The organism is Pseudomonas syringae CC1557, assembly GCF_000452705.1.
Taxonomy (GTDB): Bacteria; Pseudomonadota; Gammaproteobacteria; order Pseudomonadales; family Pseudomonadaceae; genus Aquipseudomonas; species Aquipseudomonas syringae_F.
Genome location: NZ_CP007014.1, coordinates 221,561 through 235,098 on the forward strand (window position 1 = coordinate 221,561; position 13,538 = coordinate 235,098).

The 13,538-nt window shown below is 57.1% G+C and carries 12 protein-coding genes; 10 read left to right on the forward strand and 2 right to left on the reverse strand.

All coding sequences use genetic code 11. The features are described from left to right. The first annotated feature begins 22 nt into the window (after positions 1 to 22). Positions 23 to 238 (forward strand): TOBE domain-containing protein, encoded by a 216-nt coding sequence (locus N018_RS01085; RefSeq protein WP_002555770.1) that lies wholly within the window; start codon positions 23 to 25, stop codon positions 236 to 238. A gap of 58 nt (positions 239 to 296) precedes the next feature. Here the strand turns inward: N018_RS01085 and N018_RS01090 are convergent, their stop codons facing one another. Then, on the reverse strand, positions 297 to 935 hold the full coding sequence (locus N018_RS01090; RefSeq protein ID WP_024647217.1) for a TetR/AcrR family transcriptional regulator: 639 nt from the start codon (positions 933 to 935) through the stop codon (positions 297 to 299). Positions 936 to 1,321: 386 nt separating this feature from the next. On the opposite strand from N018_RS01090, the gene N018_RS01095 reads away from it, so the two are divergent. Next, entirely contained in the window at positions 1,322 to 2,953 is a 1,632-nt protein-coding gene (locus tag N018_RS01095) for a methyl-accepting chemotaxis protein (RefSeq protein ID WP_038400862.1), read from the forward strand. A gap of 232 nt (positions 2,954 to 3,185) precedes the next feature. Here the strand turns inward: N018_RS01095 and N018_RS01100 are convergent, their stop codons facing one another. Then, a complete protein-coding gene (locus N018_RS01100; RefSeq protein ID WP_007252721.1) occupies positions 3,186 to 4,562 on the reverse strand; it encodes a glutamine synthetase family protein in 1,377 nt (458 codons plus the stop codon). A 220-nt stretch (positions 4,563 to 4,782) separates the two neighbouring features. On the opposite strand from N018_RS01100, the gene N018_RS27140 reads away from it, so the two are divergent. The 8 genes from N018_RS27140 (at position 4,783) to N018_RS01135 (ending at position 13,439) form a co-directional block, all read left to right on the forward strand. Beyond that, positions 4,783 to 5,139: a hypothetical protein gene (locus tag N018_RS27140; RefSeq protein ID WP_154219924.1), complete on the forward strand. Its 357-nt coding sequence runs from the start codon at positions 4,783 to 4,785 to the stop codon at positions 5,137 to 5,139. A gap of 16 nt (positions 5,140 to 5,155) precedes the next feature. After that, a complete protein-coding gene (locus N018_RS01105) occupies positions 5,156 to 6,514 on the forward strand; it encodes a glutamine synthetase family protein (protein WP_024647215.1) in 1,359 nt (452 codons plus the stop codon). 68 nt (positions 6,515 to 6,582) lie between these two features. Beyond that, complete coding sequence (locus N018_RS01110; RefSeq protein WP_025388635.1) at positions 6,583 to 7,950, forward strand: aspartate aminotransferase family protein; 1,368 nt, start codon at positions 6,583 to 6,585, stop codon at positions 7,948 to 7,950. A 131-nt stretch (positions 7,951 to 8,081) separates the two neighbouring features. After that, positions 8,082 to 9,179, forward strand: coding sequence for a polyamine ABC transporter substrate-binding protein (locus tag N018_RS01115; RefSeq protein ID WP_024647213.1), 1,098 nt, complete (start codon positions 8,082 to 8,084; stop codon positions 9,177 to 9,179). A 172-nt stretch (positions 9,180 to 9,351) separates the two neighbouring features. Further along, entirely contained in the window at positions 9,352 to 10,446 is a 1,095-nt protein-coding gene (locus N018_RS01120; protein WP_025388636.1) for a polyamine ABC transporter substrate-binding protein, read from the forward strand. A 55-nt stretch (positions 10,447 to 10,501) separates the two neighbouring features. After that, complete coding sequence (gene potA / locus N018_RS01125; RefSeq protein ID WP_024647211.1) at positions 10,502 to 11,644, forward strand: polyamine ABC transporter ATP-binding protein; 1,143 nt, start codon at positions 10,502 to 10,504, stop codon at positions 11,642 to 11,644. After that, positions 11,641 to 12,561, forward strand: a complete 921-nt coding sequence (locus N018_RS01130) for an ABC transporter permease subunit (protein WP_024647210.1) — start codon at positions 11,641 to 11,643, stop codon at positions 12,559 to 12,561. The genes potA and N018_RS01130 overlap by 4 nt, the downstream gene beginning before the upstream one ends. After that, a complete protein-coding gene (locus tag N018_RS01135) occupies positions 12,558 to 13,439 on the forward strand; it encodes an ABC transporter permease subunit (RefSeq protein ID WP_024647209.1) in 882 nt (293 codons plus the stop codon). Before N018_RS01130 ends, N018_RS01135 begins: the two co-directional genes overlap by 4 nt. Positions 13,440 to 13,538 lie beyond the last annotated feature (99 nt).

Consider the following 13,538-nt stretch of genomic DNA (forward strand, 5'->3'; position numbering starts at 1 on the left):
ATCCCCCAAAGGAAGACATGCCATGACTATCAAAGCCATCAACGTTCGCAACCAGTTCAAAGGCACCATCAAGGAAATCGTCCACGGCGACGTACTGTCTGAAATCGACGTGCAAACCGCTTCGGGCGTCGTGACGTCGGTCATTACCACTCGCTCGGTCAAAGAGCTGGAGCTGGTCGTTGGCAGTGAAGTGATTGCCTTCGTGAAGTCGACTGAAGTCTCCATCGCCAAGTTGTAATCGATGGGCAAAAAAATACCCCGGACGGTCCTGACCCTCCGGGGTTTTTTGCTTTATCTCAGGTGTTCTGGATGCGTTTCGGCAAGAACACCGGCAAATACAAACCCAGATAAGCATCAAACACCCGCATGCCTTCTTCGGCCATGCGTGGTGTGATTTCGTCATGCAATTGCACTGAACGCGCATATACCCGATCCCCCAGTTCCATCGCCAGCGCAAACACGTCTACATCGTCCGGCAGCGCAGGTAACTGGAAGTGGCGATCAAACACCTCAAGCATCAAATGCCCCAGCTCAATGTCGTGCTGTCGATCGGCCTGGTTGATTTCGGTCAGGCCGTGCTGCGCGAGAATCAACTGCCGGGCGGCGGCGTCGGCGTTGTAGATCGCCAGCATGCGCAGTTCGACGATACGTGACAGGTCGCGCCAGGTATGGAGTTGGTCGGTGTCGATGGGGTCCTGCAGCGATGCGCGGAAAGCGGCGTGGATATCCGCGGTCAGTGCTTCAAGCAGCGCGGGGACGCTGGCGAAGAAGTGGTACACCGAAGAGGGTGGAATGCCGGCTCGCTCGGCAACGCTGTAGATCGACAGGCTGGCCACCCCTTGTTCGGCAAGCAGCGTGCGGGCAGCGTCGAGAATCGAATCGATTCTGGCCTGGCTGCGTGCTTGAGGCTTGCGGGGGGCGGCGGCGCGTGTCATGTGCATGGCTCTTGATTGGGCTGGCGGTATTGTAAGGCATTCTGTCGGAACGAATCTCGATCGTTCCCGCGCAGCGTGTCTCGACGCGGCAAGCGCCCGGCAGACACACCTTGCGTCTTCAGGTGAGCATTATGTGTCGTGGTTGCAAAGCGGAGCCCCTCTGGTATTGCACGCAACTCCATGAATAACCAGCGATAAAATATTCAACCCTGAATTTTTCCCCTTATTTAGTGGGCAATATTACTGCGGACTGGCGGGCGATTGTTAATGTGATGAGATACAGTGAGTGGCGTCTATCAAGGCCCGATGGGCTATTGTGCTCAAGCTTCGCTTTAGTTCGCCGATAACTTTTTTTATAACCAGATTAACACTAGGGATTTGTGGCGATGAGAAACCTGAAAGTATCGTTACGCGCAACAATCAGCTTTATGTTTATCGCCTTGTTACTGGTTGCCCTGGGTGGTATTTCCGTTTGGAAAATGGGAGAAATTCGCGAGACGGCCCGAGACCTTGAAGACGACGCACTGGCCAGCGTGGTGGTGGCCGACCGGATCAATGCCTCAATGTTGCGCCTGAGGCTGGAAGTCCGCAGAATGCTGTCCCAGACCAATCCGCAAGACATGGCCACGACGACCAGTACGATAGCCACGCTTAGCGATGAATTAAAGAAACAAATCAAGCTCTATGTTCCTTTTGTTACGGGCGAAGATGCGAACCCAAAAGAAGTGCAACTGTTCGCGGTCGTCTCTGATAACGCCGACAAAATGCTGGCTGCATTTGACGGAGTGACCTCACTTATTCGGCAAAATGCGCCGACTGAAGCTCTGGCCTATCTAAGTGCCAATGTGACCCCTGTTACCCGTCTTCTTGACGGCGCCGTGACTGGACTTGTTCAACTTAATATTGACGAGGCCGCGAACTCAGGAAAAGAATCCGAGGATTCGTACCAAAGTGGTCTGAAGTTTGTGATTTTCATTATTGTGGCTGCGACGCTGGCGACGATTGTACTGGCCGTGCTGTTTACCAAAAGTATCGTTACACCGTTGCGCGACATGCTGCGTGTCAACGACACCATCGCCAAAGGTGATCTGCGCAGCGTGATTACTGTCACGGGCAAAGACGAATTTTCCGACCTGATGCGTTCTACCCAGGTGATGCAAAACAATCTGCGCGATACGATCAAGCTGATCGGCGATTCATCCACTCAGCTGGCGTCCGCTGCCGAGGAAATGAATGCCGTCACCGAAGAGTCCAGCAGAGGTTTGCTGCGCCAGAATAATGAAATCGATCAGGCAGCCACCGCAGTCAATCAAATGACCGCCGCGGTCGATGAAGTGGCGCGTAATGCTGCCGCTGCATCAGATGCTGCTAAAGCCTCTGATCAATCAACACGTACCGGCGCCGCGCGGGTAAGCAGCACGGTCAGCGCCATCGAGAAACTGAGTAATACGGTGCAGAGCACCAGTGTCGATGTAGAGCGTCTGGCAGTGCAGTCCAAGGACATCAGCAAGGTGCTGGAAGTCATTCGCACGATTGCGGAGCAAACCAACCTTCTGGCATTAAATGCTGCAATCGAAGCGGCGCGGGCCGGTGAGCAGGGGCGTGGTTTTGCAGTGGTGGCCGATGAAGTGAGAGCTTTGGCACATCGCACCCAGACCTCGACTCAGGAAATCGAGAAAATGATCGGCGACATACTCACGGGTACTGCGCAGGCCACCAAGGCCATGAGTGAAAGTTGCGAGCAGGCCGATGGCACCCTCACTATCGCTCATGAAGCAGGTGCCGCGTTGACTCTGATCGCGAAAGCAATCAATGAAATCAACGAAATGAACATGATGATTGCTACTGCGTCGGAACAGCAGGCGCAGGTTGCCCGTTCGGTCGACGGCAACCTCATGAGTATTCGCGATCTTTCCATCCAGAGCGCAGCGGGCGCTCATCAGACGGCTGCAGCGAGTTCCGAGCTCTCACGTCTTGCTGTGGACATGCACAAACTGGTGGGAAGGTTCTCACTGTAGGGTCAGCGTTAGCCAATTCTTCGGCCTTCCAGGTAATCACTCTGGCCGAGCCAGCGCTGGCGACTTTGGCGCTGGTCATTGGTACCTGGCGTTGGCACGCGTTCAGCGTAAAGTGAGCCCGCGGCAGGCACTCCCCCCCACCGTTGTAGTGTGAGGAACGAGGGCAAATGCACCGGATGCAAAAACGCCGCAAAGCTCAAGGCTTGCGGCGTTTTTTGTTGCTCGGCCTTAATCAGACCGTATGCAGATACCAGTTGTACTCAAGGTCGGAGATGGAGTGTTCGAACTCCTCCAGCTCGCTCTCTTTACAGGCCACGAAGATATCGATGTATTTCGGATCGATGTACTTGGCCATGACCGGGTTGTCGTCCAACTCGCGAAGTGCGTCGCGCAGGTTGTTCGGCAGGCTTTGTTCGTGCTGTTCGTACGAGTTGCCTTCCACTGGGGCGCCTGGCTCGATCTTGTTGACCAGGCCGTGATGCACGCCCGCCAGCACCGAAGCCATCACCAGATACGGGTTGGCATCGGCACCGGCAACGCGGTGTTCGATACGCACGGCATCAGCCGAACCCGTGGGTACACGAACCGCGACCGTACGATTGTCCAGGCCCCAGGTGGGTGAGTTCGGCACATAGAACTGCGCACCGAACCGGCGGTACGAGTTGACGTTCGGGCACAGGAACGCCATTTGCGCCGGCAGGGTCTCGAGCACACCGCCGATTGCGTGACGCAATGCGGCGTTCTGCTCGGGATCCTCGCTGGTGAAGATGTTCTTGCCATCGCGATCCAGAATCGAGATGTGGACGTGCAAACCGTTCCCTGCCTGACCCGGATAAGGCTTGGCCATGAAGGTGGTGTCCATTTCATGGTCGTAGGCGATGTTCTTGATCAGGCGCTTGAGCAGCACAGCGTAATCGCACGCCTTGATCGCATCGGCGACGTGGTGCAGGTTCACTTCGAACTGGGCCGGGGCGCTTTCCTTGACGATGGCGTCGGCAGGAATGCCTTGCTCCTTCGCACCTTCGAGAATGTCCTGTAGACAATCGACGTACTCGTCGAGATCGTCGATCAGGTAGACCTGTGTCGAGTGCGGGCGCTTGCCCGAGATCGGCGAGCGCGGTGGCTGCGGACGACCGTTTACGTTCTCCTGATCGATCAGGTAGAACTCCAGCTCGAACGCGGCGCAGATGGTCAGGCCCATTTCATCGAATTTGGCGACTACCTGACGCAGTACCTCACGCGGGTCGGCAAAAAACGGATCGCCTTCGAGTTCGTGCATGGTCATCAGCAATTGCGCGGTAGGGCGCTTTTGCCAAGGTTCGTTGCACAGGGTGTCGGGGATGGGGTAACAGATTCGGTCAGCATCACCGATGTCCAGGCCCAGGCCGGTGCTTTCCACCGTGGAGCCATTGATATCCAGAGCAAATAAAGAGGCAGGCAGGTTGATGCCCTTCTCGTAAACCTTATGGAGGCTGGTGCGTTCAATGCGTTTGCCACGCACCACACCATTCATATCTGCAATCAGAAGGTCAACGTACAGAACCTCAGGATGTTCCTTAAGGAACGCGTTCGCTTCGTTAAGCTGAACGGCACGCGGGGGTACCGACATGATGCAACACCTTTGTTGTTAAAAATATCAATCATCAATGATTGCGGATCTCAGTCAATCCGAAAGCCATGATGAAGTCAATAGAGCCTTTTTTGCCCTAAAACTGCGCCATTTGGCCTTTTTTGCTGCTATTTAGGGCGTTTTATCGTGTTTTTGGCCGGCGTTAAATACCAGCCACAGCAGCCTGTCTTCTATCGTTAACGGGCTGTTGTATAAAAAAATGAACGAGGCTAAGCTCGATCGCAACCCATGGCGCAACAACAGCGGGTGTTCGATGCTTCACCGTCCGCCGACCGGCACGCAGATATCCAGCCCGCACAGCGCTCATCATGCCTGTGATATCAGTGGTCGTGGTGTTTTGACGCACATTGCGCCAACTTCCGAGCGGCCTTCCGGGCTTACCTGCTCTACTCTCAATACCGGACACTACCACTATAACGGCCACGTCGGTGTGACGGTGACTGCCTGGTATTGCGCCCCGGCAAGTGCCACCTTACCCCTAATCGGCTTCTGCCGAAACGAGTTGCACACCATGACGCCGATGCGTCTAGAACGCCTGATCGCGATCAGGACATGAAAACCCTGAGGTATTTATGAGTACCAACCTCGACCAGCTCACCGATTGGTTGAAAGAACACAAGATTACCGAAGTCGAATGCATGATGTCCGACCTCACCGGAATCACGCGTGGCAAGATCTCGCCGACCAACAAATTCATTGCTGAAAAAGGTATGCGTCTACCGGAAAGCGTTTTGTTGCAAACGGTTACCGGCGACTACGTGGAAGACGAGATCTACTACGAGTTGCTGGACCCGGCGGACATCGACATGATCTGCCGCCCCGATCAGAACGCGGTGTACCTGGTGCCCTGGGCCGTCGAGCCCACCGCACAGGTGATCCACGACACCTACGACAAGCACGGCAACCCCATCGAGCTGTCGCCGCGCAACGTATTGAAGAAGGTTCTCAAACTCTACGCCGATCAGGGCTGGCAGCCCATCGTGGCGCCGGAGATGGAGTTTTACCTGACCAAGCGCAGCGACGACCCGGATTACCCGCTACAGCCGCCAATTGGTCGTTCCGGGCGTCCGGAGACCGGACGTCAGTCGTTCTCGATCGAGGCCGCCAACGAATTCGATCCGCTGTTCGAAGACGTTTATGACTGGTGCGAACTGCAGAATCTGGATCTCGACACGCTGATCCATGAAGACGGTACGGCGCAGATGGAAATCAACTTCCGTCATGGCGACGCCCTGTCGCTGGCGGATCAGATTCTGGTGTTCAAGCGCACCATGCGTGAAGCCGCGCTCAAGCACAACGTTGCGGCGACCTTTATGGCCAAGCCGATGACCGGTGAGCCGGGCAGCGCCATGCACTTGCACCAGAGCATCATCGACATCGAGACCGGCAAGAACATCTTCTCCAATGAAGACGGGACCATGAGCGAGCTGTTTCTCAACCACGTCGGCGGTTTGCAGAAATTCATTCCCGAGCTGTTGCCGCTGTTCGCCCCCAACGTCAACTCGTTCCGGCGCTTTTTGCCGGACACCTCGGCACCTGTGAACGTTGAGTGGGGCGAAGAAAATCGTACCGTTGGCCTGCGCGTGCCGGATGCCGGGCCGCAGAACCGGCGTGTGGAGAACCGCCTGCCGGGTGCCGATGCCAACCCGTATCTGGCCATTGCCGCCAGCCTGCTGTGTGGCTTCATCGGCATGGTCGAAGGCATCAACCCGAGTGCACCGGTGGTGGGGCGCGGTTATGAGCGTCGTAACCTGCGCCTGCCGCTGACCATCGAAGATGCGCTGGAACGCATGGAAAACAGCAAGACCATCGAGAAGTACCTGGGCAAGAAATTCATCATCGGTTACGTCGCGGTCAAGCGCGCCGAGCATGAGAACTTCAAGCGCGTGATCAGCTCGTGGGAGCGGGAATTCCTGCTCTTTGCTGTCTGATCCCGCAGAGCGCCGCGCCGGTTGATGCGCGGCGCTCTGATAACTGACCTGATCATAGGAGGTGCTGCATGAGTGCCAATAACAACCCGCAAACCCTCGAATGGCAGGCCCTGAGCAGCGAGCATCACCTGGCACCGTTCAGCGACTACAAACAATTGAAAGAAAAAGGCCCGCGCATCATCACTCGCGCCGAGGGCGTTTATCTGTGGGACAGCGAGGGCCACAAAATCCTCGATGGCATGTCCGGTCTGTGGTGTGTGGCGATTGGTTATGGCCGCGAAGAACTGGCCGATGCGGCCAGCAAACAGATGCGCGAACTGCCGTATTACAACCTGTTCTTCCAGACCGCCCACCCGCCGGTGCTGGAGCTGGCCAAAGCCATTTCCGAGATATCTCCCGAGGGCATGAACCACGTGTTCTTTACCGGTTCGGGCTCGGAAGGCAATGACACCATGCTGCGCATGGTGCGTCATTATTGGGCCCTGAAAGGCCAGCCGAACAAGAAAACCATCATCAGCCGCGTCAACGGCTATCACGGCTCCACTGTCGCCGGTGCCAGCCTGGGCGGCATGACGTATATGCACGAACAGGGCGACCTGCCGATTCCGGGCATTGTGCATATTGCGCAGCCCTACTGGTTCGGTGAAGGCGGCGACATGACGCCGGACGAATTCGGTGTTTGGGCTGCCGGGCAACTGGAAAAGAAAATTCTCGAACTGGGCGTCGAGAACGTCGGCGCATTTATCGCCGAGCCGATCCAGGGCGCAGGTGGCGTAATCATCCCACCGGATTCCTACTGGCCGAAGATCAAGGAGATCCTGTCGCGCTACGACATCCTGTTCGTTGCCGATGAGGTGATCTGTGGTTTCGGGCGCACCAGTGAGTGGTTCGGTAGCGATTTCTACGGCCTAAAACCGCACATGATGACCATCGCCAAGGGGCTCACTTCCGGTTATGTACCGATGGGCGGCCTGCTGGTGCGTGATGAAATCGTCGCGGTGCTTAATGAGGGTGGCGATTTCAACCATGGATTCACCTATTCGGGGCATCCGGTGGCAGCAGCGGTTGCGCTTGAGAATATTCGTATCCTGCGCGAAGAAAAGATCGTCGAACGGGTCAAGTCGGAAACGGCACCGTATTTGCAGAAGCGTTTGCGTGAACTGAACGATCATCCGCTGGTGGGTGAAATACGTGGCGTCGGGTTGCTGGGGGCCATCGAGCTGGTGAAAGACAAAGTCTCCCGCGAGCGCTACACCGACAAGGGCGCGGGCATGATCTGTCGAACCTTCTGCTTCGACAATGGCCTGATCATGCGGGCCGTTGGCGATACGATGATCATTGCGCCGCCACTGGTGATCAGTTTTGCGGAAATCGATGAGTTGGTGGAGAAGGCGCGCAAGTGCCTGGACCTGACTCTGGCTGCATTGCAGGGCTGAACCTGCTCGAAAGTGCGGGGATGTGCGTTGTTTAACAAGGGGCAGCTTGAAAGCCTGCCCTGGAACTTGCCAGACTAATGGCTACAAGCCGCTAACCGACGGTCAGTGATAAAAATACAGTGGAGCTACGCATGAAAAAATTTGGCAAGACCCTTCTCGCGCTGTCCCTGATGGGCGTTGTGGCTACCGCTGCGCAGGCCGATGACAAAGTGCTGCACGTCTACAACTGGTCCGATTACATCGCACCGGACACCGTTGCCAAATTCGAGAAGGAATCGGGCATCAAGGTGGTCTACGACGTTTTTGACAGCAACGAGACACTGGAAGCCAAATTGCTGGCCGGCAAGTCCGGCTATGACATCGTCGTGCCGTCCAACAACTTTCTCGCCAAGCAGATCAAGGCCGGTGTCTACCAGGAGTTGGACAAGTCCAAACTGCCGAACTGGAAGAATCTGAATGAATCGCTGCTCAAGGCCGTGTCGGTCAGCGACCCGGAGAACAAGCACGCCTTCCCGTACATGTGGGGCTCCATCGGTATCGGCATCAATCCGGACAAGGTCAAGGCCGCGCTGGGTGCTGATGCGCCGGTCAACTCGTGGGATTTGCTGTTCAAGCCCGAGAACGCGGCCAAGCTGAAGTCGTGCGGCATCAGCTTCCTCGATTCGCCGACTGAAATGCTGCCGATTGCGCTGCATTACCTCGGCTATCCGACCGACTCGCAGGACAAGAAGCAGCTCGCCGAAGCTGAAGCGCTGTTCATGAAGATTCGTCCGTCAATTGGCTACTTCCACTCGTCCAAGTACATCTCGGACCTGGCCAACGGCAACATCTGTGTAGCGGTTGGCTACTCGGGTGACATCTACCAGGCCAAGTCGCGCGCCGCAGAAGCCGGTGGCAAGGTCAAGGTGGCTTACAACATTCCGAAAGAAGGTGCCGGCAGCTTCTATGACATGGTCGCCATTCCCAAGGATGCCGAAAACGTCGAGGGTGCCTACAAGTTCATGACCTTCCTGATGAAGCCGGAAATCATGGCTGAAATCACCAACGCCGTGCGTTTCCCGAACGGTAACGCGGCGGCTACGGCGCTGGTCGACAAGGAAATCACCGGTGACCCTGGCGTTTATCCGCCTGCCGACGTCCAGGCCAAACTGTATGCCATCGCGGACTTGCCAGCGGCTACCCAGCGAATCATGACCCGCAGCTGGACCAAGATAAAGTCAGGTAAATAAGCCTGTCATGAAACCTGTGGATGCTGCGTAACCTTCGGGCGCGCAGCATCCAGCAGACAGGAATATTGCCTAAAACTTTGCTGGTTGGGCTCATAGGCGGTAAGTTGCGCGCCGGTCTGGTTTTCCGGACGCCCTCTGGCGCTCAGGCCCCTCTGTTAAAAGGACTCATTCTTTGTCTATTTCTATTTTTTCCAAAGCCTTGCTGGCGGCCGCCGGACTGACACTGACTCTCAGTGCTCAGGCTGAATCCACCGTGCATATTTATAACTGGTCCGATTACATCGGCAAGACCACCCTGGCAGACTTCGAAGCCAGTACCGGCATCAAGCCGATGTACGACGTGTTCGATTCCAATGAAACCCTGGAAGCCAAGTTGCTGGCCGGGCGTACTGGCTACGACGTTGTGGTGCCGTCCAACCACTTCCTCGGCAAGCAGATCAAGGCTGGCGCCTTCCAGAAGCTCGACAAGTCGTTGCTGCCCAACTACAAGAACCTCGACCCGGCGCTGCTCAAGCGTCTGGAGAAGAACGACCCTGGCAACCAGTACGCCGTGCCGTATCTGTGGGGCACCAACGGCATCGGTTATAACGTCGACAAGGTCAAAGCTGTGCTGGGCGTCGACAAGATCGACTCCTGGGCCGTCCTGTTCGAGCCTGAGAACATCAAGAAGCTGTCCAGTTGCGGCGTAGCGTTTCTGGATTCCGCTGATGAAATGCTGCCGGCGATGCTCAATTACCTCGGGCTGGACCCAAACAGCACCAAGGAAGCCGATTACAAAAAGGCCGAAGCCAAGCTGATGGCGATTCGTCCTTACGTGACCTATTTCCACTCATCCAAATACATCACCGACCTGGCCAATGGCGACATCTGCGTTGCCGCCGGTTTCTCGGGTGATGTGTTCCAGGCCCGCTCCCGTGCCGAAGAAGCAGGCAAGGGCGTGAAGCTTGCTTACAGCATCCCGAAAGAGGGCGGCAACCTGTGGTTCGACATGCTGGCAATTCCGGCGGATTCGAAAAATGTGAAGGCCGCCAGCGCCTTCATCAACTACATGCTTGACCCCAAGGTCATTGCCCAGGTCAGCGATGAAGTCGGCTATGCCAACCCCAATCCCGCCTCCGGCGAGTTCATGGACCAGAAAATCCGCACTGACGCAGCGGTCTACCCGCCTCAGGAAGTGCTGGATCGCCTGTTCGTGAACAGCGAGTTGCCACCCAAGGTGCAACGCCTCATGACCCGCAGCTGGACCAAGGTCAAGTCGGGCAAATAACTATTCAGCACCCGGTCGTTTTGGCCGGGTAGCCTACCTGTTGGGAGTTTCACCCATGGCAGTTGCCTCCGGCGCCTACAAAAAAGCCATCGAAGGCGGTCAGCAACCCAAAGAGGTGCTGGTCCGGATCGATCGGGTCACCAAGAAGTTCGACGAGACGATTGCGGTGGACGACGTGTCCCTGCAGATCAACAAGGGTGAAATCTTCGCGCTGCTCGGCGGCTCGGGCTCCGGCAAATCGACGCTGTTACGCATGCTTGCGGGTTTTGAGCGTCCGACTGAGGGACGTATCTTCCTCGACGGCGTCGACATCACCGACATGCCGCCCTACGAACGTCCGATCAACATGATGTTCCAGTCCTATGCGCTGTTCCCGCACATGACCGTAGCCGATAACATCGCTTTCGGCCTCAAGCAGGACAAACTGGGCAAGTCGGAAATCGATGCGCGCGTGGCCGAGATGCTCAAGCTGGTGCAGATGACCCAGTACGCCAAGCGCAAGCCGCATCAGCTTTCTGGTGGACAGCGTCAGCGCGTGGCCCTGGCCCGTTCGCTGGCCAAAAAGCCCAAGCTGTTGCTGCTCGACGAGCCGATGGGCGCGCTGGACAAGAAACTGCGTTCGCAGATGCAGCTGGAACTGGTGGAAATCATCGAACGTGTTGGTGTGACCTGCGTGATGGTGACCCACGATCAGGAAGAGGCCATGACCATGGCCGAGCGTATCGCGATCATGCACCTGGGCTGGATCGCGCAGATCGGCAGCCCGATCGACATCTATGAAACCCCGACCAGTCGTCTGGTCTGCGAATTCATCGGCAGCGTCAATCTGTTCGAAGGTGAAGTGATCGAGGACATGGAAGGCCATGCACTGATCAGCAGTCCTGAGCTGGAGCGCAATATTTATGTCGGCCACGGCGTCAGTACTTCGGTGGAAGACAAGCACATCACTTACGCACTGCGCCCGGAAAAGCTGCTGATCACGACAGAACAGCCGGGTTTCGAATACAACTGGTCACGCGGCAAGGTCCACGATATCGCCTATCTGGGCGGCCACTCGGTGTTCTACGTCGAGCTGCCGGGCGGCAAGCTGGTACAGTCGTTCGTTGCCAACGCCGAGCGTCAGGGTGCGCGGCCTACCTGGGGCGATGAAGTCTACGTCTGGTGGGAAGACGACAGCGGCGTGGTACTGCGCTCATGAAAATACGCAAGATCAAGCGCGCTTTCGAGCGCATAACGCCCAACGGGCGGCAGATGGTCATCGGCGTGCCGTTCCTCTGGCTGTTCCTGTTCTTCGCCTTGCCGTTTTTGATTGTGCTCAAGATCAGCTTTGCCGAAGCCGACGTCGCGATCCCGCCGTATACCGAGATTTTCAGCTACGCCGATGAAAAGCTGCAGATGGCCCTCAATTTCGCCAACTACACCTTGCTCAGTGGCGATGACCTGTACGTTTCGGCGTACCTGGGCTCGCTGAAAATGGCCTTCATCAGCACCTTGCTGTGCCTGCTGATTGGCTATCCGATGGCCTACGCCATCGCCAGCGCCCGCAAGGACCTGCAAACCGTCCTGTTGCTGCTGATCATGATGCCGACCTGGACAGCGATCCTGATCCGCGTTTACGCGTGGATGGGCATTCTCAGCAACAACGGACTGCTCAATGCCTTCCTCATGTGGCTGGGCCTGATCGACTCGCCGTTGCAGATCCTCAACACCAACCTGGCGGTGTACATCGGCGTGGTCTATTCCTACCTGCCGTTCATGATCCTGCCCCTGTACGCCAACCTTGTGAAGCATGACACCAGCCTGCTGGAGGCCGCGTCCGATCTGGGTTCAAGTACCTTCAACAGTTTCTGGAAAATCACCGTACCGCTGTCCAAGAACGGTGTGATAGCCGGCTGCATGCTGGTGTTCATTCCGGTGGTCGGCGAGTTCGTCATTCCAGAACTGCTCGGTGGCCCGGAAACCCTGATGATCGGCCGCGTGCTGTGGCAGGAATTCTTCAATAACCGTGACTGGCCCGTGGCTTCCGCGCTGGCGGTCATCATGCTGCTGGTGCTGATCGTGCCTATCATCCTGTTCAACCGCAGTCAGGCCAAAGAACTGGAGGGCAAGGCATGAACCGCTTTCGATTCTCGAACCTGATGCTGGTTTTCGGCCTGCTGTTCATCTACGCGCCGATGGTGATTCTGGTCATCTACTCGTTCAACGCCTCGCAACTCGTTACCGTCTGGGGCGGCTGGTCGGTGAAATGGTACGTCGGCCTGCTGGACAACTCGCAACTGATGGGCTCGGTGATGCGCTCGCTGGAAATCGCCTGCTATACGGCGATTGCGGCGGTGGCATTAGGCACCATGGCTGCGTTCGTCCTGACCCGCATCAGCCGCTTCAAGGGCCGTACGTTCTTTGGCGGGCTGGTCACGGCTCCGTTGGTAATGCCGGAAGTAATCACCGGCCTGTCGCTATTGCTGCTGTTCGTGGCCATGGCGCAATTGATCGGCTGGCCGCAGGAACGCGGCATCATGACCATCTGGATCGCGCACACGACGTTCTGCGCGGCCTACGTGGCGGTGGTGGTATCGGCGCGCTTGCGGGAGCTGGACTTGTCGATCGAAGAAGCCGCGATGGACTTGGGCGCACGTCCGTGGAAGGTGTTCTTGCTGATCACCATCCCGATGATCGCGCCGTCGCTGGCTGCCGGGGGCATGATGTCGTTTGCGCTGTCGCTCGACGACCTGGTACTCGCCAGCTTCGTCTCCGGGCCGGGCTCGACGACCCTGCCGATGGAAGTGTTCTCCGCCGTGCGACTGGGCGTGAAGCCTGAAATCAACGCCGTTGCGAGCCTGATCCTGCTGGCGGTTTCACTGGCGACCTTCCTGGTCTGGTTCTTCACCCGCCGCGCGGAAAACAACCGCAAACGCGCGATTCAGCAAGCCATCGAGGAAAGCGCCGCAGACGCCTGGAAGCAGCCCGATCCGAGGCGTGCGCCGACGGCCTGACAGCCACGGCAGGACGCAAGGCGTCCAGAACTGCATGCCTAAGCAGGGCGCAGGCACGATGGCCGGGCAACTGGTCATCACTCCCACGCTCTGGCGTGG